Below are 24,758 nucleotides of genomic sequence, written 5' to 3' on the forward strand. Positions count from 1 at the left end.
ACCTGGGCGCCTCCAATGGCCGGGCAACCGCATGGACAGACGGGACGAACCGTTCCGCCTTGGCGAGACCGTTCCGCCTTGGCGGGATTCTCTAGCCCGTTGCCGATATTAACGAATTTTCGGTTAGGGCCGGTGGTAATGGATCTGCCCGGATCCCGTTTCACGGGCGGGGCGGGCAATGTCATTTACCTTTCACGCAGCCGTGATATACAGAACCCTCATCAAGGAGAATGACAATGACCAAGAATTGCCAGACTCTAGGTGTCTCCACGCCTCAAGGCATCCATAAACCCAAGCTCGATGACGAGGCACAACGGCACGTTGAGGGTAAGCGGGACTGAGGCTGCGCCTCGCCCGCGGTTACGAGTTGCCGCCTCCATGCGCGTCATTTCACAGGTAATGATAACTGGGTAATCGCACTTATGGCGCGCATGGTCCCGATTCGGGTATGCTCACTCCATTAGCGAGCAAAGGCTTTGAGGCATATGATTTCATCGTCAAGCCCGCGCCTCACCGGCGCGGGCTTTTCTCATGAGCCTGATATTGCCGACAGGACGACATCATGGCCGCGCTTCGGCCTCCTGCCGTGACGCTTTCCGGTCAGAGCATTTGCACTTGATCGAATCCACCCCGGCCCGCTTCTTCTTCATGCAAATATCCCGGGGGAATCCGGCCCGGATGGGCCGGATGGGGGCACGCCCCGATCGCGGGGCGCAACTCGCAACTGAACCCGATCAGCTGCAAGCTGCTCCAGCCGATGTCCGGCATCCGCGCATGCGGGAGGGCATGGAAACGGCCTGACCCCGAACGGGTTCCGCCCGATCAGTTCATGCCAAGCGCTTCCTTGTACAGTTCCAGCACCGCTTCTTCCTCGGCCCGCTGGTCCTTGTCCTTCTTTCTCAGCGATATGATGGTCTTGAGCGCCTTGGAATCGTAGCCACGGCTTTTGCTTTCCGCGAAGATCTCCTTGATCTGCTCGGCAATGTCTTTCTTCTCGGCTTCCAGCTGCTCGATCTGTTCGACGAACTGGCGAAGCTCCGCCGCGGTGACATTGTATTTATCCTGTTCAGTCACTTGATCCATGATGCACCTTACCTCGGGTTTGTATCGTTCATTCGGTAACAGCTTTTGCCTTGTCAATCCCGTGTCCGCAACTGCATCGCGGGGCAATTCCGCCTGTGCCGGTGGCGAGGGAAGCGGCCCGGCCCCGGCCGCCGGCCAGGGTCTCGCCGCCCTCCCCGTTCATCCGCATGGCTGGCAACATTACCCGTCCAGCAGTGCCCGGGCGGCGGCGGCGGCGGCATCCGTGATCCTGTCCCCCGACAGCATGCGCGCGATCTCGCTCACGCGCGGGCCGGGGGCCAGTTCGGTCACGGCGGATGTCGTCATGCCCCTCTCGACCGTTTTCGAGACATGGAAATGCCGGTCGCCAAGGGCGGCGACCTGCGGCGAATGCGTCACCACCAGAACCTGCGCATCCTGCGCCAGTTTCTTCAGCCGCCGCCCCACCGCATCGGCGGTTGCGCCGCCAACACCCCGGTCGATCTCGTCAAAGATCATCACCAGCGCGTCATTTCCCCGCGCAAGGCAGACCTTCAATGCCAGCAGGAAGCGCGACAATTCCCCGCCCGAAGCGATCTTGTCCAGCGGTCCTGCCGGTGCGCCGGGATTGGTGGCAACGGTGAAGGCCACGGCATCCTGTCCGTCCGGCCCCGGATCGTTTCGCGTGATCCCGGTCTCGAAAACCGCCCGCTCCATCCTGAGCGGCGCGAGTTCCGCCATCACCGCCTTGTCCAGCCGCCCGGCCGCCTCGGCGCGCGCCGCGCTCAGGGTATCCGCCGCCTGCTGCCAGGCGTGGTCCGCGGACTCGGCCTTCTGGCGCAACGCGGTCAGCGTTTCCTCGCCCGCATCGATCCGGTCCAGGCGTTCGCGCAGCTCATCGCCAAGCCCCGACAGGTCATCCGCCAGCACGTCATGTTTCCGTGCCAGCGCCCGCAATGCGAACAGACGCTCTTCGGTATTCTCCAGTTCCATCGGATCGAAATCCATTTCCGACAGGGCGGCCTCGACCCCGCCATGGGCCTCTCCCAGTTCGATCAGTGCCCGGGAAAGGGCGCTGATCGACGCATCAAGCCGCCCCTCGGCACCTTCCGCGGCCCCTTCGAGCCAGCGGTTCGCATCCAGAATCGCCCCTTCCGCGCCTTCCGGCCCCAGCATCTGCAGGGCGCGCAGGACATCCTCGCGGATACGCGCGGCGGCCTGCATGCTGCGGCGGCGCGTGTCCAGTTCGGCCTCTTCGCCCGGCTGCGGCGCCAGATCGTCGAGTTCCTTGACCGCGTGACGCAGATATTCCTCTTCCTCGCGGGCGGCAGCCAGTTCCGCCTCGGCCCTGGCCAGAGCCGTCCGGGCCTCCCGGCGAACCACCCAGGCCTGCCGGACCGGGGACAGGTCCAGCCGTCCGAAAGCGTCCAGAAGCGCGCGATGTCCGCGCGGATTCAGAAGGCCGCGATCGTCATGCTGACCATGCAGCTCGACCAGTTGTTCGGAGAGCTGACGCAGGACCTCGCCCGAGACACGCCGGTCATTGACCCATCCGGTCTTGCGGCCATCGCCGCCATTGACGCGGCGCAGGATCAATTCGTCCTCGTCGATCTCGATTCCCGCCTCGGCCAGAATCGCGCGTGCCGGGTGGCCTGCGGGCAGGTCGAATACCGCCGTCACCTCTCCCTGCGCCGCCCCCTGCCGGACCAGATCGGCACGGCCGCGCCAGCCGAGAACGAAGCCAAGGCAATCCAGCAGGATCGATTTGCCCGCCCCGGTTTCGCCGGTCAGCACGTTCAGACCGGGCGCGAAGCAAAGCTCCAGCCGGTCGATCAAGAGCATGTCGCGGATTTCCAGCGATTGCAGCATCGTGCTCCGGCAGGCCGCGCCCGACCCTAGAGGGCGAAGGTCACAGCCATTTCCCCTGAACCATCTGGCGGTAAACATTGGTCAGCCAACTGTCGCCCCGCGCCTCGAGCGACAGGCCACGCCCGCGAAGCTGGCGATAGGCATCCTCGTAGAAAGGCGACGACTGGAAGTTATAGCCCAGAATCGCCCCCGCCGTCTGCGCCTCGTCATTGAGGCCAAGCGCCAGATAGGCCTCGACCAGACGAAGCAACGCCTCGGGTGTCTGGGTCGTGGTCTGGAATTCCTCGACCACGACGCGGAACCGGTTGACCGACGCGGCGTAATGGCCTTTCTTCAGGTAGTAGCGCCCGATTTCCATCTCCTTGGCGGCAAGATGGTCGAAAGCGAGATCGAATTTCAGGATCGCGCTGCGGGCATATTCGCTGTCGGGATATTCCTCGATCACCTCGCGCAGCGCCACCAGCGCCTGGAAGGTCAGGCCCTGGTCCCGGCCGACATCGTCGATCTGGTCGTAATAGGACAGCGCCAGCAGGTATTTCGCATAAGCGGCATCCGCATCGCCCGGATAGGTGTCGATGAAGCGCTGCGCGGCCCCGCGCGCCTCTTCGTATTCGCCGGCGCGGTGATGGCCGTAGGCCTGCATGATCAGCGCCCGCTTGGCCCATTCCGAATAGGGATAAAGCCGTTCGACCTCGCTGAAATAATGAACCGCGTCCTCGGGCCTGCGGCTGTTTTCCAGCTCGTATTCGCCCCGCTTGTAGATTTGCTCGGCGGTGAACCTTTCAAGGTTCTGTTCCTTGTCATCCGAGCCGCGGAGGGCGGAACATCCCGAAAGGGTCATGCCTGCCAACACAGCAGCCATCAAGGAAGCCGAGATTTTCGAGCGCACCATCTTCACCTGCCCAACGATTCTGCTGTGCCGCCACCCTTTTGACCGGGTAGCCGGCATCTCCTAGCACAGAACATCAGGGGGCGCAAAATGGCAATCCGTTGAATTCTGCATGAGAATTGATTAAGGGGCGAAAGCCTGCCTGAATACCGCAGCGGAAAGCCCGTCCGCGACAGCGTGAAAAAGGCCGCGCATTACTGCGCGACCAACTCGTCATTGACCAGAAATGAGTAGGCTGCAACCCCTGCCCCCGGCAGACGGTCCGCCAGATCGGGCGAACAGGTTTCCCATGTCCAGGCCGTCGGATCGGCGAACAGGGCGCGCAGCAGCCGGTTGGTCATTCCATGACCGGCACGGTGCCCGGTATAACGTGCCAGCAGCGGGGCGCCCGCCAGCGCCAGGTCGCCCATGGCGTCCAGCATCTTGTGACGCACCGCCTCGTCGGCATGGCGCAGCCCGCCCGGGGACAGCACCTGCGCACCGTCCACGACAACGGCGTTCAGATAGGTTCCGCCAAGCGCGAGACCGTTCTTGCGCATCATGTCCACATCCGCCTGCCGGCAAAAGGTGCGGCTGTCGGCCAGTTCGCGCAGAAAGGCGCCGTTGGCCATGTCCAGCCGCTTTTCCTGGTGGCCGATCGCCTCGTCCACGAAATCGATATCGAACTCGATCTCCAGGTGGTCGGCGGGGGACAGCCGGGCATAAGCCTCGCCCTCGCGCAGTTCCACGGGGCGGAGCACGCGAATGGCGCGGAGCGGATCGGGCTGCATCCGGATGCCCGCGCGCAGGATGCCCTTGACGAAGGGCGCGGCGGAACCGTCGAGAATCGGCACTTCGGGACCGTTCACCTCGATCAGCGCGTTATGAACACCGGTGCCGGCCAGCGCGGCCATGACATGCTCGACCGTGGACAGGGTCTGCCCCTGCCCGTTGTCCAGCAATGTGCATAGCTGGGAGGGCGTCACATGGTCCCAACGGGCCGGTATATCGACAGCCGGTGAAAGATCGATCCGGCGGAACAGGATGCCATGGCCAGCCGGTGCGGGATGGATCTCCAGCCGGGTTGCCGCACCGGAGTGCAAACCAACCCCTTCAAAGATCGCATTCGTTTTAAGCGTCGCCTGCATGATCTGCCTGCCTTACATTCTGTTGATCAGAACATGGTTATTCCGTCTTCATCCCAGCTAAGGCGAAGCGGGCAGGCGTTCAATTAACGAATTGTAACCGGGTGTAACATTCGCCGCCGATTCCGGTGCAGGAAAACAAGGACGAAAGTCAATCGTTTGTATAAAAACAAGAAAAGGCCGCTTCCTGCGGCCCTTTCGATCAAGCGTTGCGACAGTTTTGTGATGAGCCTAGTTCGCCTGACGACGCAGGAAGGCGGGAATTTCCACGTTGTCGTCGCCATTGTCGGGGCTTGCCAGATCGTCGAAATCCGCCTCCTGCTGGCGCGCGCGGACGGCAACCCGCTCGTTGACGCGCTCGGCGATGGAGGCCGCGGCAGGCTTGGCCTGACCGCCCTGATCGTTATGACCGGCCATCCGCTCCAGCATCCGGCCAAGGCCGCTCATCCGGCTCTGGACGCGGCTCGCCTCGGTCTCGGGCCGGGCTTGCGGCTGCCGGGCCGCCTGGCGCTCGCCCTGATGCTCGACGGCCTTGCGCAGCCGCTCCAGCACCTCGGGTTTGGGCTGGCCGCGATCGCCACCCGCCGGCTTGGGCGCGACAAATCCGCTGGCGTCATCCTCGATCTGGACCGCGGCGGCGGCGCGGGACTGCGGCCGGGACTGCCACGCCGGAGGCGGCAGGTCGTCCTCTTCCCGCGCGGCGGGGGCGGGCCCCTCCGTCCGGGGCTCGCTGATCGCGGCCGGAGCCCGGCGCGGCGGAACCGGCAGATCATCCTCTTCCGCGGCGACATCGGCGTTGCCGCGCGCAACCGGCGGGTTCTGGGTCAGCGGCTCGGCCATGCTGCGGCGCGGGGCGGGCACATCCTCCTGCGCCGCCGAGGCGTCGATACCGGTCGCCACGACCGACACGCGAAGCGAGCCGTCCATATCCGGATCGAGGGTCGAGCCGACGATGATATTGGCATCCGAGTCGACCTTGTCGCGGATGACATTGGCGGCCTCGTCCAGTTCGAACAGGGTCATGTCATAGCCGCCGGTGATGTTGATCAGCACGCCCTTGGCGCCGTTCAGGCTGATCTCGTCCAGGAGCGGGTTGGCGACGGCACGCTCGGCCGCCTCCTGCGCCCGGTTGTCGCCGGAGGCCTCGCCCGTGCCCATCATCGCCTTGCCCATCTCGTCCATGACGGCACGGACATCGGCGAAGTCGAGGTTGATCAGGCCCGGGCGGACCATCAGGTCGGTCACGCCCTTGACGCCCTGATACAGCACGTCATCGGCCATCGCGAAGGCTTCGGTAAAGGTGGTCTTCTCGTTCGCCAGCCGGAACAGGTTCTGGTTGGGAATGATGATCAGCGTGTCCACGACCTTCTGCAGTGCCTCGACACCCTCTTCGGCCTGGCGCATCCGCTTTGTGCCCTCGAACTGGAAGGGCTTGGTCACGACGCCGACCGTCAGGATGCCCATCTCGCGCGCGGCCTGGGCGATGATCGGCGCGGCGCCGGTGCCGGTGCCGCCGCCCATCCCGGCGGTGATGAAGCACATATGCGCGCCCATCAGGTGATCGACGATATCCTCGATGGTTTCCTCGGCCGCCTTGGCGCCGATCGAGGGCTTGGCGCCGGCGCCCAGCCCCTCGGTCACTTTCGGGCCCATCTGCACGCGGCTGGTCGAGCGCGACTGCGCCAGGGCCTGCGCGTCGGTATTGGCGACCACGAACTCGACCCCGTCGAGCTGTTTCTCGATCATGTTGTTGACCGCGTTGCCGCCCGCACCGCCAACACCGAATACGGTGATCCTGGGCTTGAGCTCTTGTTCGTCGTTCATCATCAGATTGAGGTTCATGGTTTCCGCCTGTTTGTCGCTGATCGTGGCGGGCTTAATTCACCCGTCCGAATCCCCCTTATTAGACCCAATCGTAGCGGACATGCCCCTGTCCGTCACCCGAAAAACACGATTCGACCGCAAAATATGGCGGTCTTTTCCGTAACTATCGGCGGTATCTTGCCAAATTACCTTGATATGGTGGTTGGCCGCGGGCCTTCCACCATCAGGACGCAACCCGGCTACCAGTTATTGCGGAACCATCGATAGGCCCGCTTGAGACTGCGTGCCGGATAGGCATCCGCCGGCATCTCGAAATCCCACCACTCGTCCTGCGGATGGGCCGCGAACAGCGCCAGCCCGACGGCGCTGGAAAAGCTGGGATCGGTCAGCTGATGGGCCAGCCCGTCGATGCGCAAGGGCCGCCCACAGCGGATATTCGGCCCCAGGATACGCGTCGCAAGACCGTCCAGCCCCGGGATCTGGCTGCCTCCGCCGGTCAGCACGATCTGCTGGCTGGGCATGTGATCGAACCCCGCCGCATCAAGCACTTGCCGCACATTCTCCAGAATTTCCTCGACCCTCGGGCGCATCACTCCGATGACATCGGCGCGGCTGACGGTGCGGCGGTCGGCCTCCCAATCGCCGGTATCGCCGCCCACCTCGATCATCTCGCGATCGTCGCGCCCGGTGGCCTCGACACCGCCATTGAGGGTCTTGAGCCGCTCTGCCACCGGCAGGGAAACCCGCAGCCCCTGCGCCAGATCCTGCGTGACCAGATTCCCGCCAATTCTAACATGGTCGGCGAAGATCATGTGTTTCTTTACAAAAATTGAAACGCTCGTCCCGCCGCCGCCGAAATCGATACAGGCGCTGCCCAGTTCCTGCTCATCCTCGACCAGGCTGGCCCGGGCCGAGGCATAGCCCGCCGAGGCGATCCCCGCCAGTTCCAGATCGCAGCGGCGGATGCATTGCACAAGGTTGCCGATCAGGTCGCCGTCGATGGTCAGCACATGCATGTCGCAGGCAAGCCTGTTGCCCGCATGGTCGCGCGGATCGCCCAGCCCGCTGCGGTTGTCCACGGCGAAATTCACCGGCTGCGCATGCAGCACCTCGCGCCCGCGCCCGAAATCGGGCGTGTCGCATGCGGCCATCACCGAGGCCACGTCATGCTCGGTCACCTTGCCCGATTGCAGGGTGATCTCGCCGTTCAGCCCATAGGAGGCCGGGCGCCCGCCCGACATGCAGGCGATGACATGATCGACCCTGACCCCGGCCAGCTTCTGCGCGGCGGCCACGACGGTGCGAATCGCGCGCTCGGTCTCGGCCATCGTGTCGATCTCGCCCCGGCGGACGCCGCGCGAACGGGTCGAGGCCGCGCCGATCACCCGGAAATTCGCCTGCCCGGCCATCGGGCCGACCCCATCGGTTTCGCGGAAGGTTCCGGTGCCGTCGAATTTCAGCACCATGCAGGCGATCTTCGAAGTTCCGATATCGAGGATCCCGATCACCCCGCGCTGCAAGGCCGCCCGGCGCATGTTCCGCATCGCCCGCTGCGTCTGATACAGTTCCGCCATATTTCAGCCCCCTTTCCTTTCCTCGATCACCTTGCCGTCCGGCCCCAGTGGCAGCATGCCCCGTGCCGTGCGGAGGGTATTGCGCGCATCCAGCCCCAAGCGCACGATCGGCCGGGACGGGTCGCGCAGATCGACCACCGAGATATCGCGCCCCAACATGTCCTGGGCATGGTCCAGGGCGATGGCAGCCTCCAGCGCGGTCACCGCGCCCTCGGCGGGCAGCATGATCATCTGCCCCTTGTCCAGAATCACGTCCCAACGCCGCTCGCCCTTGCGCACCAGCCCGCGCAGCCGCGGCAGGATCGGTCCGGCCGCGTCGATCAGCGCCAGCGCCTCTTGGGTCACCAGATCGGCCCCGTCGCCGGCGATCAGCGGCAGGTTCGGGCGCACATCGCGCGAGGTGACGCTGGCGACCCGGTGCCCCGACTTGTCCAGCATGTCGATTCCGCGGGCATGGCGCCACAGCAGCGCAGGCTGGCGTTCCGTCACCGTCGCCGAGAGGATGCCACCCGGCTTGATCCGCAGGTCGATGCTTTCCACCGCGTCCAGCTGCAGCACCTGCAGGCGCAGCGCCGCAAGGTCGATATCAAAGCTGGATGCGGGCAGATCGACCGGCAGCATTCCCCGCAGCGCCTTATCCACGGCAGGCGATGCGCCCTCGATGGTCATCATCGTGACCTGGAATGCCTCGCGGTTCTGGACCCTTTCGACCAGTCCGGCCAGACCTTCGCTCAGCGCCGCGCGCCGGCCTTCGTCGGCCAGCCAAAGCCCCGCCGTCATGGCGATCAGGAAGGCGGGCAGACCGACCCTGACCAGACGGCGGTAAAGCGGTGTCAGCCACATCCGCTCCAGCCGGTATTTCAGCCGCGACGGAGCCGGATCGCGCTTGGGACGCGAAGGCTGTTCGGCCTGGTTCCGGGAACGATGGTCGATCACGACGGACACAGTGCATCCTCCACCATCCAGCGCATCAGGGCAGGAAAATCGATCCCCTGATACGCGGCCTGTTCGGGGGCCAGCGATGTCGGCGTCATGCCGGGTTGGGTATTGACCTCCAGCAAGGCAAGCCCGTCCAGCCCGCGGCTATCGTCCCAACGGAAATCCGAGCGGGTCAGCCCGCGGCAGCCAAGCGCGCGATGCGCCCTGAGGGCATAATCGAGGCAGGCCGCCGTGATCTCTTCGGGGAGTTCCGCCGGGATCACGTGGCGCGAGCCGCCTTCCTTGTATTTGGCATCGTAATCATACCAGCCATCGGTGATGATGTCGGTGACGGCAAGTGCCCGGTCACCCAGAACCGTCACCGTCAGTTCGCGCCCCGGCGCATAGGTCTCGACCATCACCCGGGCGGGCATGGCATCGGAAAGCTGCGGCGGCCCGTTCGCCGCCTCATGCACGATATATATCCCGACGGAAGACCCCTCGTTATAGGGCTTGACCACATATGGCGGTTTCAGGACATGGCGGCTGCGCACCTCCGCGGCATCGGCGATGACGCTTTCCAGCACCGGCAGCCCGGCGGCGCGGAAAACCTGCTTGGCGACGGTCTTGTCCATCGCCATGGCCGAGGCCAGCACGCCGGAATGCGTATAGGGCAGCCCCATCCATTCGAGAATGCCCTGCACGCAGCCATCCTCGCCCCAACGGCCATGCAGCGCATTGAAGACCACATCCGGGGCAATCCCGCTCAGCCGCGCGATAATGTCATCGCTGCGATCCGAGGCCAGTTCGACCTCGATCACCTCATAACCTGCCACCCGCAGCGCGGCCGCGCATTCACGTCCTGACGACAGGGATACCTCGCGCTCGGCCGAGGGTCCGCCCATCAGAACGGCTACGGTGTGGGCTGTCCTGCTCGACCTGCCCGTCACGTTTCTGCCTCTCGAAACCCGGTTGATCCGGGTCTTGTTCAATCCGATGCGGCCGGGTTCATCCCGGTCCTGCACCTTGTCGTATCAGGATAGCCGCAAATCGCGAATCACAAAAGGGGCTTTTTCGAGGTTCGGCGGAAACTGTTGATTCGAACGGGCGAAAGCCATGGGCCCGAAAAATTCCGGCGCTCGCGCCTTCTGGGCCGCACGAACGCCGGTCACAGGGAATACGTTTCCGCAAAGCTCCCGGCCGATCACCGGAAACCGGGAGCGAAGACCAGGCTAGCTGATCAGTTCGCGGCCGGTCAGGGCATGGCGACCGATCAGGTGACGCGCCGTCCGTCCCTCGACCAGAGGCCGGGCCGGCTGCGCAACCACCTCCGAATCCAATTCGCGCAGTTCGGGGAACAGCGCGAGGATTTCATCGCGCGCTGCCGGACCGACCGCCTTCAGCGCTCCGGGGCCGGCATAGAGGCTTTCGGTTTCCGCGCCATTGGCCAGGACAAGCTGGTGATCGTCGAACATGAAGTGGAAATATTCGACCTCCGGCATGTCCCGGGCGATCTCGATCCCATCGACATCCAGCAACTGCCTGGCCGCGACCAGAACTTCGTCGATACCGAACATGCGCTGCGCAAGCTTGGAGCGGACCAGGATCCGATGCTGCGGGGAAACAATCAGATCGGATGCCGGTGTGTTTCTTCCAAGAGCGCCGGCCCTGATGCGGATCGGGCGAAGCTTGGGATTGCATTCCAGAAAGATCCCGTCAACCTTGCGCGACCCGATCCAGCGGATCGGCTGAAGGCCGTTATCCCTTGTCAGGACCAGATCACCGACGGCCAGATCCTCGACGGGTTTCTGACCGTCCCGAACCGTAATCGCGACGCCACGGGTAAAGCACGGGGTCTGATATTCCCATGCGTCCCGGCTCGCCGCAAGGCCCGAGTTCGTAGCCGTAGAAAGGGTCCCGAGTTTCAGGGCCTGGATGGGTTTCGCTTCCATCGCATCCTGAGAGCCGTTCTGCGTCACCTGCGGCGCCCAGAAAGTCTCTCCGTTATAGTCCTGGAATATATGGGCCTGAATGGTCGCGGTCGTTCCATCCGTATAGGTTATGACGCTGTTGTTATAAACGGCCAGCACATCATATGCGTGCGGTGTCCAGGTCTGCCCGCCATCTGCAGTTGTCCGGAAATATTCGTATTTTGAGCCGGTATTCTGATTGGGGTCGGCATTGTTGTTATAGGTGTCGGCGGGGGAGTTGGCGGTATAGCTCGTATAGCCCGGCCGGGTCGTGAGATGCCGGAAATCCTCCCAAAGCGGATCGGTTTCGGCTCCGAAAGTCCTGCCATTGAACTGGCTGGCGGCTTCGGTGGTACCGTTCCCCCTCGTGGTATCCATGAGGGGAAGTTTGCCCAAATATAGAACGTTGAATGCTGTCGGCATCAGAGACCTCTGTGAAACAATCGCGCCGATGCGCCACACGAATTCGCGACAAGCCGTTCTCTCGCGGAAACGTGGTGAATCATCGGCAGATGATTGGTTAACGAAATGGTAAACGGTATACAATAAAAATGTATACCGTAGGCATTTCTACCTACATCGCTTCGGTTTTCCGCTGAAGCACCGAAACGATGTAAATTTTTGTTTTTACGCATTTCCGGACGCAAAACCGGTATCCACTTTCGCTGGAAATGCTTCAGGCGGCCTTCATTCGCCCATGGAGCCGCCCCGACAGCTCTGCCCGCTCGGGCCGCGGCGGTGTAACGCCGGCTCCTGCCGCGTTTTCAGCCTTGCTTGTCCCCGGGCAGGGGGTCGCCCACGCGGATCACTTCCCACTGAAGTTCGTGGCCGCTTTCCTCCAGCACGCGGCGGCGCACCAGCTCACCCAGGGCTTCCAGGTCGGCCGCCGTGGCACCACCGGCATTCAACAGGAAATTCGGGTGCTTTTCAGACATCTGCGCCCCGCCCCAGCTATGGCCGCGCAGCCCGGCCCGGTCGATCAGGGACCAGGCCTTCAGCTCATGCGTGTCGTCCTCCCGCCCGGTCGAGCTGAATCCGGCCGGGTTGCGGAAGGTCGAACCGGCGCTGCGCTCTTTCGTCGGCTGTGTCGCGTCGCGCCTGGCAAGCTGATCAGCCATCTTACGGTGCAGCGCGTCGGGATCCCCCCTCTCGGCCCGCAGCACCGCCTCGGTGATGATCCAGCCCTCCGGCAGTTCCGAATGGCGATAGGCAAAGCGCAAATCCCCGGGCTTCAGCACCTCTTGGCGCCCGTCGCGCGTGACCGCTCTTGCCTCGATCAGGTGATCGGCCATATAGGATCCATAGCATCCCGCATTCATCCTGACCGCCCCGCCGATACTGCCGGGAATGGTGCGCAGAAAGGTCAGGTCCAGCCCCGCATCCGCCGCCCGCCTGGCGACATGGGCATCCAGCGCCGCCGCCCCTGCCGTGACCCGGTCCCCTTCGGTCGTGATCGCGTTGAAGCCGCGTCCAAGCCGGACCACCACGCCCCGGATGCCGCCATCGCGCACGATCAGGTTGCTGCCGACACCGATGGGAAAGACCGGCATGGCCGGATCAAGCTCGCGCAGGAAACCGGCCAGATCTTCGGCATCGGCGGGTTGGAACAGCCAGTCGGCCGGCCCGCCCACACGCAGCCATGTGAGGCTGTCCAGGGAGCGGTTCGGCGTCAGGGCGCCACGGGGGGTAGGCAAATCGAACGTCATTCCATGCTGGTAAACAGGGCATTGGCGAAGGTCAATCTGCCGGTCGCCGCCGCCCTGCCATCACGGAATCGCGAACACCTGTAAGATATCCGCTCCGGGATCGTAATGGCGATGGCAAACCAACAGCACAGGTATCGCCATGAAAGCCTTTTTCCTTGCCACCATCCTCGCTTCCGGTCTCGCGTTCCCGGCCCTTGCGGGGGAGCAGTTCGTGGATCAGACCGGCTTTGCCGTATCCGGCTATGACGTGGTCGCCTATCGCGATATCGAACAGGCGCCTGTCGGCACGGCCCAGCCCGCCGCCATTCCCGGCAAGGCGGATATCACCGCCAAATATAACGGCGCGACCTTCGCCTTCGCCACCACGGCAAACCGCGACAGGTTCCTGGAGGATCCTGCCTATTACGCGCCGCAATATGACGGTCATTGCGCCTATGGCGTTTCCAAGGGCGGCAAGGTGCCGGGCAATCCGAACCTGTGGCGGATCGTCGACGGCAAGCTTTACCTGAACATCACCAGGAATGTGGTCGGTTTCTGGGAGGCGGACATCCCCGGCAATATCGAGCTGGCGGAGGACAGCTGGTCAAGGATCGAACCCGATGCCGCGTCAACCAGACCGATCCCGGGTTTCAAGTCCCCGGCTCCGCTCGGGGAGTGAATTTCCGCGCCGTCAGTGACCAGTGCAGAGGTAACGCGGAACAGACAAGCGTGGTTCACGGGCTTCCCGGGCCGGGCGGTGGGGTGTCGCACATGATCACTCGCGTCACTTCGCCGCGCCTCGGGCGCAGAGGCTGAAAAAGCAGCAGGCAAAGTCCGAGCACGAAGGCGGCAACGCCGATAACCGGCCCCCAGTGCAAGGTCAGCCAGCCCAGCACCGGCACACCGAGAAAGATCACCGCCCAGAACGAGCGGGCCTGATGGCGCCGCGTCACCCGTGGCTGCAGGCTCGCCAATATGACCCAAAGCAACGCCATCGCGCCCGAGATGACGTGCAGCCCGGTCATGCGGCCTGTCCCCGCAACCGTTCGGGCAGCGCATTGGCCCAGCCAGAGATCGTCCCCGCACCAAGGCAGACGACCATGTCTCCGGGACGGGCCTGCTCGCGCACCAGGCGTGTCAGGTCATCTTCGTTCAGGATCGCGCGGGCATGGCGGTGGCCATGGGCGATCAGGCCGGCGACCAGGTCGTCACGGGTGGCGCCGGGGATCGGGTCCTCGCCCGCCGCATAGACCTCGGCGATGGCGACGACATCGGCCTCGTTGAAACAGGTGCAGAAATCGTCGAACAGGTTCGAAAGCCGCGAATAGCGATGCGGCTGATGCACGGCGATGACCCGGCCGCTGCTGGCCTGCCTCGCGGCCTTCAGAACGGCGGCGATCTCGACCGGGTGATGGCCGTAATCGTCGATGATGGTCACGCCGTCCACCTCGCCCACGCGGGTAAAGCGCCGCCCGACCCCGGCGAAATTCGCAAGCGCGCCGCGGATCTCGGATTTCTTCATGCCCAGGTGACGGGCAACCGCCACGGCGGCAAGGCAGTTCGAGACATTGTGATCGCCCGGCATCGGCAGGGTGCAGCCTTCAATCAGCCCGCCCTCATCGCCGGTTTCGTCACGCTCGCCCTGCAAGGCGATGTCGAAATGCGCAATGCCCTTGTCGTAACGCAGGTTCACCGCACGCACATCCGCCTGCGCATTGAAGCCGAATGTCACCACCCGGCGGTCCGTCAGACGGCCGACCAGCGCCTGAACCTCGGGATGGTCGGTGCAGCACACTGCCAGCCCGTAGAAGGGGATCCTTGAGGTGAAATCGTAAAAACCCTGGCGCAGCGCATCGAAGCTGCCCCAATGCTCCATATGTTCGGGATCGATATTGGTGACGATGGCGATATCGGCGGGCAGGCGGTTGAAGCTGCCGTCGCTCTCGTCGGCCTCGACCACCATCCACTCGCCCTCCCCGGCCCGCGCGTTCGAGCCATAGGCGTGAATCACCCCGCCATTGATCACCGTCGGATCCAGCCCGCCCGCATCCAGCAGAGTGGCGACCATGGTGGTGGTGGTGGTCTTGCCATGGGTGCCCGCGATGGCGATGTTCGATTTCATCCGCATCAGCTCGGCCAGCATCTCGGCGCGGCGGACGACGGGAAGGCCGCGGCGGCGCGCCTCTTCCAGCTCGGGATTGCCCTTCCTGATCGCGGTCGAGATGACCACCACGCCGGCCTCGCCGATATTGTCAGCCTGCTGCCCCTCGAAGATGGTTGCTCCCAGCCCCTCCAGGCGGTCGGTGATCTTCGAACGCTTCAGGTCACTGCCCTGCACGGTATAGCCAAGGGTCAACAGGACCTCGGCGATGCCGGACATGCCGATACCGCCAATGCCGACGAAATGGATCGGTCCGAGATCGAAGGGCAATTTGGTCGCCGCGTTCATCCTGTTATCTCCGTCACTATAGCATAAAGACGCCGCGCCGCATCGGGGCGGCCAAGCTCCAGCGCGGCGGCCGCCATGGCCCGAGCCTGCGCGGGATCGGTCAGAAGGCCGCGGATGTCGCCCATCAGGCCCCCGGCGTCAAGCGCGGATTCCGGGCGGACGAGTGCTGCACCATGCTCGGCCAGCGCCCGCGCATTGGCGGTCTGGTGATCGCCGGTCGCACTCGGCAGCGGAATCAGGATCGCGGGCCGTCCGATCACCGTGATATCGGCGATCGAGGACGCGCCCGAACGGCTGATGACCAGTTGCGCTTTCGCGAGACGCTCGGGCACGTCGTTGAAAAAGGGCTGCACATCGGCCCGAACCCCCGCTGCACTATAGGCCGCAGTGACCCTGTCGCCATCCTCGGCGCGAGCCTGGTGGCTGACATGCAGCCGGGCGCGAATATCCTCGGGCAGCGCGGCGATGGCATCGGGCACCACCTTTGACAGCACCCGCGCGCCCTGCGAGCCGCCGATCACCAGAAGATGCAGATCATCCCCGGCCGGAGGGCCATAGGGCGCCCCGGCATGATCCAGCACCGAGGCGCGCACCGGGTTGCCGGTATGGACCGCCCCGACACCCCGGGGCAATTCGGTCGGCCATGTCCCGCAGGCGATGCGATGAACGCGGCGCGCGAATATCCGGTTCACCCGTCCCATTACGCCGTTCTGTTCATGGATCATGCGGGGCAGCCCCATGGTGACAGCCGCCGCCAGCGCCGGAATGGTCGGATAGCCGCCAAAGCCGATCACCACGGCAGGCCGGTCACGGCGGAACCCGCTCCGCGCGGCCACGACCCCGGCCAGAATCTTGAAAGGCGCCGTCAGCTTGCCCAGGGCCCCGCCCCGCGCCGTGGTTGCCGATGGCACCACCGAACGCTCGACCGCCTCGGGAAATCCCCCCGCATATCGCGCGCCCCGGTCATCGGTGGACAACCTGACGCGCCAGCCCTCGGCCAGCAGCAATTCGGCCAGCGCCTGCGCGGGAAACATGTGACCGCCGGTCCCGCCGGCGGCAATCAGGGCCAGGGGTGGGGACATCAGCGCCCCCGCCGCAGGATTTCGGCCATCTCACCTTGTGGCCGGGTGCGGGTCAGCGCCAGCAGGGCCCCCATCGCGACCGCCGAGGCAATGACCGACGAGCCGCCGTAACTCACGAATGGCAGCGTCATCCCCTTGGCCGGCAGCAAGCGCACCGCCACCCCCATGTTGATCAGCGCCTGCACACCAAAGGAACAGGCCAGCCCGGTGCCGGCGATCCGCGCGAAGGGATCACGCTCTTTCAGCAGGCGCAGGAGGGAACGCACGACAATGGTGCAGTAGAGCGCTATGATCGCCAGCACCATGATCAGGCCGTATTCCTCGGCCGCAACCGCGATGATGAAATCGGTATGCGCATCCGGCAGCGACCACTTTACCGTGCCCTCGCCCACGCCGACTCCGAAGAAACCGCCCTCCTGGATGGCATTCGTCGCATAGCCTATCTGCGTGCGCGGATCGATCTCGGATGACAGGAAACCGTTGATACGCCGGGCGAAGTGATCCGAGGCGCCATAGGCAAAGAACCCGCCCAGCCCGGCCAGGCCCGCCACGCCCATCAGCAGCACCATCGGCGCCCCGGCCACGAAATACATCACCAGCCACGCGAACAGCACCAGTGAGGCCTGCCCGAAATCGGGCTGCAGGGCCAGAAGCACGACAATGACAGTCGTGGCAATGAAGGAATAGAATTTGCCCGGCGGGCCGCCCACTTCCTGGCTGGCCGCCATGAACCACGCGCAAAGCGCCACGAAGCCCGGTTTCAGGAATTCAGAGGGCTGCAGTGACGTCCCGCCGATGCTGAGCCAGCGAACCGCGCCCTTGCCATGATCGGTTCCGATGATCGGCAGGGCGAGGATCAGCAGGAACGCCCCCGCGAAGCCCAGCACGCCGAGCCGCCGCACCTGCCGCGGCGACATCATCGAGAAGACCAGCATCACAAGCAGCGCGAGGCCGCCGAACGCGGCCTGCCTTTCGACGTAGTAGAACCGTGGCAGGTTGTTCTTTTCGGCCAGCGGAACCGAGGCTGCCAGCCCCAGGAGCAGCCCCATCGCGAAAAGCCCCAGCACACAGGCCAGGGACCATTTGTCGATGGTGCGCCACCATCTGGGAAGAATCGGATCACCTGCCCGCGCGGGGGCCGTGCCAAAGACCATCTCGGTCATGGGAATACTGCCGTCACTGCCTCGATCATGTCCGGTTTATCCGGATCTGGGGGCAGCATAGCGCGAAATGCAATGCCGCGCCACTACCTATTGTGTGATAGCGGAACAACGCCGCCTAAGCCTCTGCCCCGTGGCTGCGGTCATAGCCGTTCGGCCGGGGCGAGGCCCAGCCCGCAGGCGGGGCCTTGGGCCGGAAAACCTCGACCAGCAGCGGATGACATGCCGCCTCGTCCGAGGAATGTTCGCTGCCGCAATCGCCGCCGGGACAGGCCGACAGCGCGCCCAGCAGATCGATCTCGGCAAAGAATTCCAGGTAGTCGCCGGGACGCACCGGGCTGGCCTTCATGAAATATTGCCCGGTGTCACGGGTAAAACCGGTGCACATGAATACATTGAGCACGTCATGCACATGCTGCTCGGCCTCGGCCGGCGGAATGTTCAGCCGTTCGGCCAGCGCGCGGGTCAGGTTCGAATGACAGCAATGGTGATACTGCCCGCCATCGGACAGAAGGTTATGCGTATAGGGATCGCAGCGCGTGCCGATCACGTCATGGACGCCGCCGCCATATTCGTCGAACCCATACCAGTCCAGCGTATCCTCGGTGATCGTCGCCATCGGCCTCAATGTCGGGAAACCCGACCACATCCGGTCGCCAGCCCCCAGATGAGTGCCGTGCAGCGCCCGGCTCTTGCCGGAATAGAAACGCTCGGACAGGTCGGCGGACCACAGGTTCAGATCGCCGACCTGCGGCCCTTCGACACTGGTGATACGAAAGAAATGGCCCGCCGGCACGTCGAAGCATCGCGCCTCCCGCGGCGGCACCGTCACCTGCGCAACCCGGCTCCAGCCCGCGCGGACGGCGCGGCAGGCGGCAAGGTCGGGACGTGGCAGGGCATCGACCGGGTAACAGATGACCGGGGCGACAGCGCGGCGCTGCGCGGCATCGGCGGGTGCGGGGTGATCGGGATATTCGGGTTTCATGGCGGCTCCTTTTCCGACATCCTGCCAAAAAAACGCGAACGGAACATCCCGGATTTCGTGATCCTGTCACAACCCGGTTCTAGGGACACAGAAATGGCCGAAACATCCCGCTCCCAGCTGCCCGAGATCGCCTCGGCTTTCCTGCGCCTCGGCCTGACCAGCTTTGGCGGCCCGATCGCGCATCTGGGCTATTACCGGGCCGAGCTGATCCAGCGCCGCCGCTGGATCAGCGATGACGCCTATGCCGAGATTCTCGCGCTCAGCCAGTTCCTGCCCGGCCCGGCCTCGTCACAGACCGCCTTTGCACTGGGCTGGCAGCGGGGCGGCTTTGCCGGGGCGGTGACGGCGGTGCTGGCCTTCACCCTGCCCTCGGCGATCCTGATGATCTTGCTGGCGGCACTGGTCGGGACGGCGCCGCCGCAGGCGGGACTGGCCGGAGGGCTGATCGCGGGGCTGAAGATCACCGCCGTCGCGGTTGTCGCCCATGCGGTTCTGGGCATGGCGCGAAGCCTTGCACCAGAAGGTCCACGCGCAGGTATCGCCCTTGCGGCGCTGGCCCTGATCGCCCTGTTGCCGGCAGGCTCATTGGCACAGATCGCCGCCATCCTGCTTGGCGCGGGGCTGGGATTCGCGCTGCGCGTCGCGCCGCCATCCGGCGATATCGCCACCCCGCCCCTGCGCGCATTGTCGCGCCGGGCAGGCGCGTCATGCCTTCTGGCATTCCTGCTGCTGCTGGTCGGCCTGCCATTGATCGCGGATAGCGGAGCGCTAGCGAAAATCGCGGATGTCTTCTACCGCGCCGGCGCGCTGGTCTTTGGCGGCGGGCATGTGGTGCTGCCCCTGCTGCAAAGCGGCACCGGCGACATGGTGCCGCAAGGCAGTTTCCTTGCCGGTTACGGAGCGGCGCAGGCGATGCCGGGGCCGGTCTTTACCTTTGCGGGCTGGCTGGGCCAGGTGGCCGCCGGATTGCCCGGCGCGCTGGTGGGGCTGGTCGCGATCTTTTTGCCGGGCTTTCTGCTGATGGCCGGGGCGATGCCCTTCTGGGCCGCGCTGTCGCGCCTGAACCCGGCGCGGCACGCCATGGCCGGGGCCAATGCGGCGGTTGTCGGGATACTTGGGCACGCGCTTTACGATCCGGTCTTCACCGGCGGTATCCGGGGCGATGCCGACCTGGCGCTGGCGGTCGCGCTGTTCCTGATGCTGGCCTTGTGGCGCAGGCCCGCATGGCAGGTCGTGATCGCCGGCGCGCTTGGCGGCATGGCGCTGGCCCTGATCGCCTGAACGCCCCTATTCGTCCACCACGTTCAGGATTTGCGGCAGGGCCGGGCATGGCAGCAACTGGTTTCTGGCCACATCGGCCAGCGAGTGGTTGTGCAGGAACACGTAGACATGCGCCGACAGCCCCTCCCACAGCCGGTTCGACAATGTCTGCGCGCGCGAACCCGATACCCCGCCCGAGGCACCCGCGCCCACATGCATGGCGCTGACGGTTTCGTCCACGGCCTCGAGGATCTCGGCGATGCGGATGGTTTCGGGCGGGCGTGCCAGCCGATAGCCGCCACCCGGGCCGCGCACCGACGTCACCAGCTCGGCCCGCCTCAGGCGGACGAAAAGCTGTTCGAGATAGGGCAGCGAGATATCCTGGCGTTTCGAGATCTCGGCCAGCGAGGTCAAGTCGTCCCCGCGCGCGATCGCCAGATCGACCAGCGCGATGATTGCGTAGCGGCCCTTGGTTGACAGTTTCATCGTTATTGTTCCTTCCCTGCGGCATTACCGCCACAGATTGACGGCCCCTGCACCGCTGCGTTATGCCCCGAAGGCCCGTTTCTTGCGCCCGCTGCGCAGGCTTCCCAGATATCGGTCTAGAAGCCTGGCGCGAATGCGTCAAGAAACCTCCAAGCCGCTGAAGGAAGACGATGCCAGAGTTGATTTTTCCGGGCCCCGAAGGCCGCCTCGAAGGCCGCTACCATCCGCAGGCCGGCATACCGGACGCCCCCATCGCCATCATCCTGCATCCGCATCCGCAATATGGCGGCACGATGAACAACCGTGTCGTCTATAACCTGCATTATGCATTCCACAACATGGGCTTTACCGTGATGCGGTTCAACTTCCGCGGGGTCGGCCGCTCGCAGGGCGAATTCGATCAGGGTATCGGGGAATTGTCCGACGCCGCCTCGGCACTCGATTACCTGCAGGCGATGAACCCGAATTCCAAGCATTGCTGGGTCGCGGGTTTCAGCTTTGGCGCCTGGATCGGAATGCAGCTCTTGATGCGGCGGCCCGAGATCACCGGTTTCATCAGCGTGGCGCCGCCCGCGAACATGTATGATTTCAGCTTCCTCGCCCCCTGCCCCAATTCCGGGCTGATCATCAACGGCACCGCCGACCGGGTGGCCCCTCCCAAGGACACGCATTCGCTGGTCGCCAAGCTGCGCGAACAGAAGGGCATCACCATCACCCACGAGGAAATCGAAGGCGCCGATCATTTCTTCCGCGACGACGAGGCGCATATGAAGCCGATGATCGAAACCGTGCAAGGTTATGTCCGGCGGCGGCTGACCGAAAGCACGCGCTGACGAGGCGGCCTGCCGGGCCATCCGCTGCGGGGAGGGCAATATCCATGCATGGCAATCTTCCCCACCGCTTCGCCTTCCTTTGCGAGGCCGACCGGCTGAAATCGGTCAAGCGGGCGAATGTCCTGATGGATCTCTCCCGCCCCGAGAACAGCGCCGAGCACAGCTGGCATGTCGCGCTTTACGCGATGGTGTTCGGCGCTTCGGACCGCTCCATCGCCATGGCCCTGCTGCATGATCTGGTCGAGATCGACAGCGGCGATCATCCGATCCACCTGCCCCATGACGGCACCGCCCTGGCCAAGGCCGAGGCGCAGGCCGCCGCGCGCCTGTTTGGCCTGATCCCCGGCGGCGAGGCGCTGCATGCGCTGTGGCGGGAATTCGAAGCGGGCGAAACGCCGGATGCCCGGATGGCCAAGCGGATGGATCACGGCCAACCGCTGTTCCAGGTTCTGATGGCACCGGCGCCCCTGCCCGATCACGTCGCCATCGTCCGCGACAACATGTCCGGCGGGCGCGCGGCCCGGTTGCGCCGCGAATGGCCCGATGCGATGGATGCGGCGGATGCGCTGCTGGAGGGCCGGGACCTGCCCGGCAGCGACCTGACCGCCCGCCTGCGTTTCCTGTCAGAGGCGGACCGGCTGAAATCGGTCTATCGCGCCAATACGCTGATCGATGGCTCGCGCCGCGAGAACAGCGGCGAGCATAGCTGGCATCTGGCGCTCTATGCGCTGGTCCTGGCCGGATATGCCGGGGCCGGTGTCGATGTCACCCGCGTCATCCGCATGCTGTTGCTGCATGACCTGGTCGAGATCGACACCGGGGATGTGCCGCTGCATTCGGCCGGCGGGCAGGCCCATCATTCGGTGGCGGTTCAGGCGGCCGAGTCCGCGGCGGCCGAACGGATATTCGGATTGCTGCCCGCGTCTCAGGCGGCGGAGTTCATGGCGCTCTGGCAGGAATTCGAGGCGGTGGAGACGCCTGACGCCCGCTTTGCCAAGGCGCTCGACCGAAGCCAGCCCGTCCTGCAGAACCTGCGATCCGGCGGGGCCGGATGGGTCGAATATGACGTGACGCTGAGCGATATAGAGGCACGGGTGGGCCCCTGGGTCGAACGGGGCGCGCCGGAAATCTGGGACTGGTTATGGCATGAACTGCGGCGGTTCTTCGGGCAATAGGCCAGCGGGCCGAAACCCCCGGCCTTTCAGGACCGATATCCGCGTTTGCCGACAATGCCCTACATCGTTCCGGTTTTTCGTTGAAGCACCCAAACGATGCAGGTTTTTGTTTTTACCCATTTCCGGACGGAAAACCGGTATCCACTTTTGCTGGAGATGCTTTAAACAAACTGTTCCCTGATCAACCGCTCTTCCAGCCCATGGCCGCTATCGAACAGCAGCCGGTGCGAGATGTCGGCGGCGCTGTGGATATGCACCCGCGTGACATGACGGACCGAGCGCGAATCGGCATCGGCCATGACCGGGCGGCGCTCGGGGTCGAGCACTTCTATCTCGACCTGCGCATTCTTGGGCAGCAGCGCCCCCCGCCAGCGGCGAGGCCGGAAAGGCGCGATGGCCGTCAGGGCCAGAACCTCGGAATCTATAGGCAGAATAGGGCCATGCGCGGAATAGTTATAAGCCGTCGAACCCGCCGGGGTCGAGACCAGCGCCCCGTCGCAGACCAGTTCTGCCATCCGCATCTTGCCATCCACATGAATGCGCAGCTTGGCCGCCTGCGGGCCTTCGCGCAGAAGGCTGACCTCGTTGATGGCCAGTGCTTCATGCAGGGATCCGTCCTTGCATGTGGCGCTCATGCGCAGCGGGTTGATGATCGTCTCCTCCGCCTCGGCCAGCCTGCGCGGCAGATCCTCCTCGCCATAGGCGTTCATCAGGAAGCCGACCGTTCCCCGGTTCATCCCGTAGACCGGCAGGTCGCGCCCCTCCATGGCATGCAATGTCTGCAGCATGAACCCGTCCCCGCCCAATGCGACGACCAGATCGGCGCTGTCCGCATCGGCACAGCCATATCGCGCGGAAAGACTGGCCAGCGCCTCGCGCGCGGCCTCGGCCAGGCTGGCGGTGAAATGGATCCTCGGCATCATCTGTTACGGCTTGCCCCTCTCGCTGCGCAGCATCGGCGCTGACGGTGACAAAGACAAGCCCCGCCCTTGACGCAACCGGCCCCGAAGCTGTCGTTTTGCTGCTTTCAGCCTGACCGGGCTTGGGCTATGAGGGCCCATCCCTGCCGCAGCTTAGCCAGAAAGGACGCGTGACAGATGAACGCCCCCACCCGCGACAACGGATTTTTCACCGAAACCCTGACCAGCCGAGACCCCGAGATCGCCGGTGCCATCGGCAAGGAACTGGGCCGCCAGCGCGACGAGATCGAATTGATCGCCTCGGAAAACATCGTCTCGAAGGCGGTGCTGGAGGCGCAGGGCACGGTCCTGACCAACAAATATGCCGAAGGCTATCCGGGCAAGCGTTACTATGGCGGCTGCCAATATGTGGATATCGTCGAGAACCTGGCCATCGAGCGCGCCAAGGAGCTGTTCGACTGCGAATTCGCCAATGTCCAGCCCAATAGCGGCAGCCAGATGAACCAGGCGGTGTTCCTGGCGCTGCTGAAGCCGGGCGATACCTTCATGGGGCTGGATCTGAATTCCGGCGGCCACCTGACCCATGGCTCTCCCGTCAACATGTCGGGCAAATGGTTCAACGTGGTCAGCTATGGCGTCCGCCAGCAGGATCAGCTGCTGGACATGGAGGCAATCGCCGAGGCGGCGCGCACCCACAGGCCCAAGCTGATCCTGGCCGGCGGCACCGCCTATAGCCGCATCTGGGACTGGGCGGCCTTCCGCAAGATCGCCGACGAGGTGGGTGCCTATCTGATGGTAGACATGGCCCATATCGCCGGGCTGGTCGCGGGCGGACAGCATCCCTCGCCGCTGCCGCATGCGCATGTCGTGACCACCACCACGCATAAATCGCTGCGCGGCCCCCGTGGCGGGATGGTGCTGACCAATGACGCCGATATCGCGAAGAAGATCAATTCGGCGGTGTTCCCCGGCCTGCAGGGCGGTCCGCTGATGCATGTGATCGCCGCCAAGGCGGTGGCCTTCGGCGAAGCGCTTGAGCCCGGCTTCAGGGATTACGCGGCGCAGGTCGTCGCCAATGCCCGTGCCATGGCGGATGAGCTGATGAAGGGCGGCATCGACATCGTGTCGGGTGGCACCGACAACCATCTGTGCCTCGCCGACCTGCGCCCCAAGGGCGTGACCGGCAAGGCGACCGAGGCGGCATTGGGCCGCGCCCATATCACCTGCAACAAAAACGGCGTGCCCTTCGATCCCGAGAAACCCTTCGTCACCTCGGGCATCCGCCTTGGCGCACCGGCAGGCACCACCCGCGGTTTCGGAGAGGCCGAGTTCCGGCAGATCGCCCGCTGGATCGTCGAGGTCGTCGATGGCCTTGCAGCCAACGGCGAGGAAGGCAACTCCGCCACCGAGGACAAGGTCCGCGCCGAAGTGGCCGAACTTTGCGCGCGCTTCCCGCTCTATCCTGATCTGTGATCCGGTCCTGACTGCAACCACGACCATACCCCGCCGTTCCT

The 24,758-nt window shown here is 64.7% G+C and carries 22 protein-coding genes; 5 read left to right on the top strand and 17 right to left on the bottom strand.

Going from position 1 to position 24,758, the window contains the following annotated elements:
- Nucleotides 1-822: 822 nt before the first annotated feature.
- The 10 genes from C9E81_RS07040 to murB all read right to left on the bottom strand — a co-directional run bounded on the left by C9E81_RS07040 (nt 823) and on the right by murB (nt 12,915).
- Entirely contained in the window at nt 823-1,083 is a 261-nt protein-coding gene (locus tag C9E81_RS07040; RefSeq protein ID WP_122111581.1) for a DUF2312 domain-containing protein, read from the bottom strand.
- 180 nt (nt 1,084-1,263) lie between these two features.
- Nucleotides 1,264-2,910 carry a DNA repair protein RecN gene (gene recN / locus C9E81_RS07045; protein ID WP_122111582.1) on the bottom strand — a complete coding sequence of 549 codons (1,647 nt, stop codon included), beginning with the start codon at nt 2,908-2,910 and terminating at the stop codon, nt 1,264-1,266.
- A gap of 40 nt (nt 2,911-2,950) precedes the next feature.
- Nucleotides 2,951-3,802, bottom strand: a complete 852-nt coding sequence (locus tag C9E81_RS07050) for an outer membrane protein assembly factor BamD (protein ID WP_166461836.1) — start codon at nt 3,800-3,802, stop codon at nt 2,951-2,953.
- Nucleotides 3,803-3,993: 191 nt separating this feature from the next.
- Complete coding sequence (gene lpxC, locus C9E81_RS07055) at nt 3,994-4,926, bottom strand: UDP-3-O-acyl-N-acetylglucosamine deacetylase (protein ID WP_122111583.1); 933 nt, start codon at nt 4,924-4,926, stop codon at nt 3,994-3,996.
- A 228-nt stretch (nt 4,927-5,154) separates the two neighbouring features.
- Nucleotides 5,155-6,765 (bottom strand): cell division protein FtsZ, encoded by a 1,611-nt coding sequence (gene ftsZ / locus C9E81_RS07060; RefSeq protein ID WP_122111584.1) that lies wholly within the window; start codon nt 6,763-6,765, stop codon nt 5,155-5,157.
- A 221-nt stretch (nt 6,766-6,986) separates the two neighbouring features.
- Nucleotides 6,987-8,321, bottom strand: a complete 1,335-nt coding sequence (gene ftsA, locus C9E81_RS07065) for a cell division protein FtsA (RefSeq protein ID WP_122111585.1) — start codon at nt 8,319-8,321, stop codon at nt 6,987-6,989.
- Nucleotides 8,322-8,324: 3 nt separating this feature from the next.
- Nucleotides 8,325-9,266, bottom strand: a complete 942-nt coding sequence (locus tag C9E81_RS07070; RefSeq protein WP_243698542.1) for a cell division protein FtsQ/DivIB — start codon at nt 9,264-9,266, stop codon at nt 8,325-8,327.
- Entirely contained in the window at nt 9,254-10,144 is an 891-nt protein-coding gene (locus C9E81_RS07075; RefSeq protein WP_122111586.1) for a D-alanine--D-alanine ligase, read from the bottom strand. The genes C9E81_RS07070 and C9E81_RS07075 overlap by 13 nt, the downstream gene beginning before the upstream one ends.
- 327 nt (nt 10,145-10,471) lie before the next feature.
- Nucleotides 10,472-11,587: a Hint domain-containing protein gene (locus C9E81_RS22855; RefSeq protein WP_208021126.1), complete on the bottom strand. Its 1,116-nt coding sequence runs from the start codon at nt 11,585-11,587 to the stop codon at nt 10,472-10,474.
- A 386-nt stretch (nt 11,588-11,973) separates the two neighbouring features.
- On the bottom strand, nt 11,974-12,915 hold the full coding sequence (gene murB, locus C9E81_RS07085) for a UDP-N-acetylmuramate dehydrogenase (protein WP_122111587.1): 942 nt from the start codon (nt 12,913-12,915) through the stop codon (nt 11,974-11,976).
- A gap of 139 nt (nt 12,916-13,054) precedes the next feature.
- Between murB and C9E81_RS07090 the strand changes: the two genes are divergently transcribed.
- The gene (locus C9E81_RS07090; protein WP_122111588.1) at nt 13,055-13,573 is read left to right on the top strand and encodes a YHS domain-containing (seleno)protein; all 519 of its coding nucleotides are present in this window, start codon (nt 13,055-13,057) and stop codon (nt 13,571-13,573) included.
- A gap of 55 nt (nt 13,574-13,628) precedes the next feature.
- Here C9E81_RS07090 and C9E81_RS07095 read toward each other — a convergent pair whose 3' ends face one another.
- The 5 genes from C9E81_RS07095 to C9E81_RS07115 form a co-directional block, all read right to left on the bottom strand.
- Complete coding sequence (locus C9E81_RS07095) at nt 13,629-13,919, bottom strand: DUF2484 family protein (protein WP_122111589.1); 291 nt, start codon at nt 13,917-13,919, stop codon at nt 13,629-13,631.
- Nucleotides 13,916-15,343: a UDP-N-acetylmuramate--L-alanine ligase gene (murC, locus tag C9E81_RS07100; RefSeq protein WP_122111590.1), complete on the bottom strand. Its 1,428-nt coding sequence runs from the start codon at nt 15,341-15,343 to the stop codon at nt 13,916-13,918. The genes C9E81_RS07095 and murC overlap by 4 nt, the downstream gene beginning before the upstream one ends.
- Nucleotides 15,340-16,425 carry a UDP-N-acetylglucosamine--N-acetylmuramyl-(pentapeptide) pyrophosphoryl-undecaprenol N-acetylglucosamine transferase gene (locus C9E81_RS07105; RefSeq protein ID WP_122111591.1) on the bottom strand — a complete coding sequence of 362 codons (1,086 nt, stop codon included), beginning with the start codon at nt 16,423-16,425 and terminating at the stop codon, nt 15,340-15,342. Before C9E81_RS07105 ends, murC begins: the two co-directional genes overlap by 4 nt.
- The gene (gene ftsW / locus C9E81_RS07110) at nt 16,425-17,588 is read right to left on the bottom strand and encodes a putative lipid II flippase FtsW (protein WP_122111592.1); all 1,164 of its coding nucleotides are present in this window, start codon (nt 17,586-17,588) and stop codon (nt 16,425-16,427) included. The genes C9E81_RS07105 and ftsW overlap by 1 nt, the downstream gene beginning before the upstream one ends.
- 115 nt (nt 17,589-17,703) lie before the next feature.
- Nucleotides 17,704-18,570: an urea carboxylase-associated family protein gene (locus C9E81_RS07115; RefSeq protein WP_122111593.1), complete on the bottom strand. Its 867-nt coding sequence runs from the start codon at nt 18,568-18,570 to the stop codon at nt 17,704-17,706.
- 93 nt (nt 18,571-18,663) lie between these two features.
- Here C9E81_RS07115 and chrA point away from each other — a divergent pair, with 93 nt between their 5' ends.
- Nucleotides 18,664-19,851 (top strand): chromate efflux transporter, encoded by a 1,188-nt coding sequence (chrA, locus tag C9E81_RS07120; RefSeq protein ID WP_122111594.1) that lies wholly within the window; start codon nt 18,664-18,666, stop codon nt 19,849-19,851.
- A gap of 6 nt (nt 19,852-19,857) precedes the next feature.
- On the opposite strand, the gene iscR is transcribed toward chrA, so the two are convergent.
- Nucleotides 19,858-20,316 (bottom strand): Fe-S cluster assembly transcriptional regulator IscR, encoded by a 459-nt coding sequence (gene iscR / locus C9E81_RS07125; protein WP_122111595.1) that lies wholly within the window; start codon nt 20,314-20,316, stop codon nt 19,858-19,860.
- Between the two features lie 170 nt (nt 20,317-20,486).
- Between iscR and C9E81_RS07130 the strand changes: the two genes are divergently transcribed.
- Together C9E81_RS07130 and C9E81_RS07135 are read left to right on the top strand one after the other, a co-directional pair.
- Nucleotides 20,487-21,149, top strand: coding sequence for an alpha/beta hydrolase (locus C9E81_RS07130; RefSeq protein ID WP_122111596.1), 663 nt, complete (start codon nt 20,487-20,489; stop codon nt 21,147-21,149).
- A gap of 44 nt (nt 21,150-21,193) precedes the next feature.
- Nucleotides 21,194-22,324 carry an HD domain-containing protein gene (locus C9E81_RS07135; RefSeq protein WP_122111597.1) on the top strand — a complete coding sequence of 377 codons (1,131 nt, stop codon included), beginning with the start codon at nt 21,194-21,196 and terminating at the stop codon, nt 22,322-22,324.
- Nucleotides 22,325-22,485: 161 nt separating this feature from the next.
- Here C9E81_RS07135 and C9E81_RS07140 read toward each other — a convergent pair whose 3' ends face one another.
- A complete protein-coding gene (locus C9E81_RS07140) occupies nt 22,486-23,247 on the bottom strand; it encodes an NAD kinase (protein WP_122111598.1) in 762 nt (253 codons plus the stop codon).
- A 174-nt stretch (nt 23,248-23,421) separates the two neighbouring features.
- On the opposite strand from C9E81_RS07140, the gene glyA reads away from it, so the two are divergent.
- Nucleotides 23,422-24,717, top strand: coding sequence for a serine hydroxymethyltransferase (gene glyA, locus C9E81_RS07145; RefSeq protein WP_122111599.1), 1,296 nt, complete (start codon nt 23,422-23,424; stop codon nt 24,715-24,717).
- Nucleotides 24,718-24,758 lie beyond the last annotated feature (41 nt).

This window comes from Paracoccus alkanivorans, from assembly GCF_003697785.1.
Taxonomy (GTDB): Bacteria; Pseudomonadota; Alphaproteobacteria; order Rhodobacterales; family Rhodobacteraceae; genus Paracoccus; species Paracoccus alkanivorans.

What these genes read in the sequence shown, in the direction of transcription:
- C9E81_RS07095 (WP_122111589.1), bottom strand. Translation starts at nt 13,919, where the DNA reads ATGACCGGGCTGCACGTCATCTCGGGCGCGATGGCGTTGCTTTGGGTC.
- C9E81_RS07135 (WP_122111597.1), top strand. Translation starts at nt 21,194, where the DNA reads ATGCATGGCAATCTTCCCCACCGCTTCGCCTTCCTTTGCGAGGCCGAC.
- ftsA (WP_122111585.1), bottom strand. Translation starts at nt 8,321, where the DNA reads ATGGCGGAACTGTATCAGACGCAGCGGGCGATGCGGAACATGCGCCGG.
- iscR (WP_122111595.1), bottom strand. Translation starts at nt 20,316, where the DNA reads ATGAAACTGTCAACCAAGGGCCGCTACGCAATCATCGCGCTGGTCGAT.
- C9E81_RS07105 (WP_122111591.1), bottom strand. Translation starts at nt 16,425, where the DNA reads ATGTCCCCACCCCTGGCCCTGATTGCCGCCGGCGGGACCGGCGGTCAC.
- C9E81_RS07050 (WP_166461836.1), bottom strand. Translation starts at nt 3,802, where the DNA reads ATGGTGCGCTCGAAAATCTCGGCTTCCTTGATGGCTGCTGTGTTGGCA.
- C9E81_RS07040 (WP_122111581.1), bottom strand. Translation starts at nt 1,083, where the DNA reads ATGGATCAAGTGACTGAACAGGATAAATACAATGTCACCGCGGCGGAG.
- C9E81_RS07140 (WP_122111598.1), bottom strand. Translation starts at nt 23,247, where the DNA reads ATGATGCCGAGGATCCATTTCACCGCCAGCCTGGCCGAGGCCGCGCGC.
- C9E81_RS07130 (WP_122111596.1), top strand. Translation starts at nt 20,487, where the DNA reads ATGCCAGAGTTGATTTTTCCGGGCCCCGAAGGCCGCCTCGAAGGCCGC.
- C9E81_RS07075 (WP_122111586.1), bottom strand. Translation starts at nt 10,144, where the DNA reads ATGGGCGGACCCTCGGCCGAGCGCGAGGTATCCCTGTCGTCAGGACGT.
- recN (WP_122111582.1), bottom strand. Translation starts at nt 2,910, where the DNA reads ATGCTGCAATCGCTGGAAATCCGCGACATGCTCTTGATCGACCGGCTG.
- C9E81_RS22855 (WP_208021126.1), bottom strand. Translation starts at nt 11,587, where the DNA reads ATGGATACCACGAGGGGGAACGGTACCACCGAAGCCGCCAGCCAGTTC.
- ftsW (WP_122111592.1), bottom strand. Translation starts at nt 17,588, where the DNA reads ATGACCGAGATGGTCTTTGGCACGGCCCCCGCGCGGGCAGGTGATCCG.
- chrA (WP_122111594.1), top strand. Translation starts at nt 18,664, where the DNA reads ATGGCCGAAACATCCCGCTCCCAGCTGCCCGAGATCGCCTCGGCTTTC.
- murB (WP_122111587.1), bottom strand. Translation starts at nt 12,915, where the DNA reads ATGACGTTCGATTTGCCTACCCCCCGTGGCGCCCTGACGCCGAACCGC.
- C9E81_RS07115 (WP_122111593.1), bottom strand. Translation starts at nt 18,570, where the DNA reads ATGAAACCCGAATATCCCGATCACCCCGCACCCGCCGATGCCGCGCAG.
- lpxC (WP_122111583.1), bottom strand. Translation starts at nt 4,926, where the DNA reads ATGCAGGCGACGCTTAAAACGAATGCGATCTTTGAAGGGGTTGGTTTG.
- ftsZ (WP_122111584.1), bottom strand. Translation starts at nt 6,765, where the DNA reads ATGAACCTCAATCTGATGATGAACGACGAACAAGAGCTCAAGCCCAGG.
- murC (WP_122111590.1), bottom strand. Translation starts at nt 15,343, where the DNA reads ATGAACGCGGCGACCAAATTGCCCTTCGATCTCGGACCGATCCATTTC.
- glyA (WP_122111599.1), top strand. Translation starts at nt 23,422, where the DNA reads ATGAACGCCCCCACCCGCGACAACGGATTTTTCACCGAAACCCTGACC.
- C9E81_RS07090 (WP_122111588.1), top strand. Translation starts at nt 13,055, where the DNA reads ATGAAAGCCTTTTTCCTTGCCACCATCCTCGCTTCCGGTCTCGCGTTC.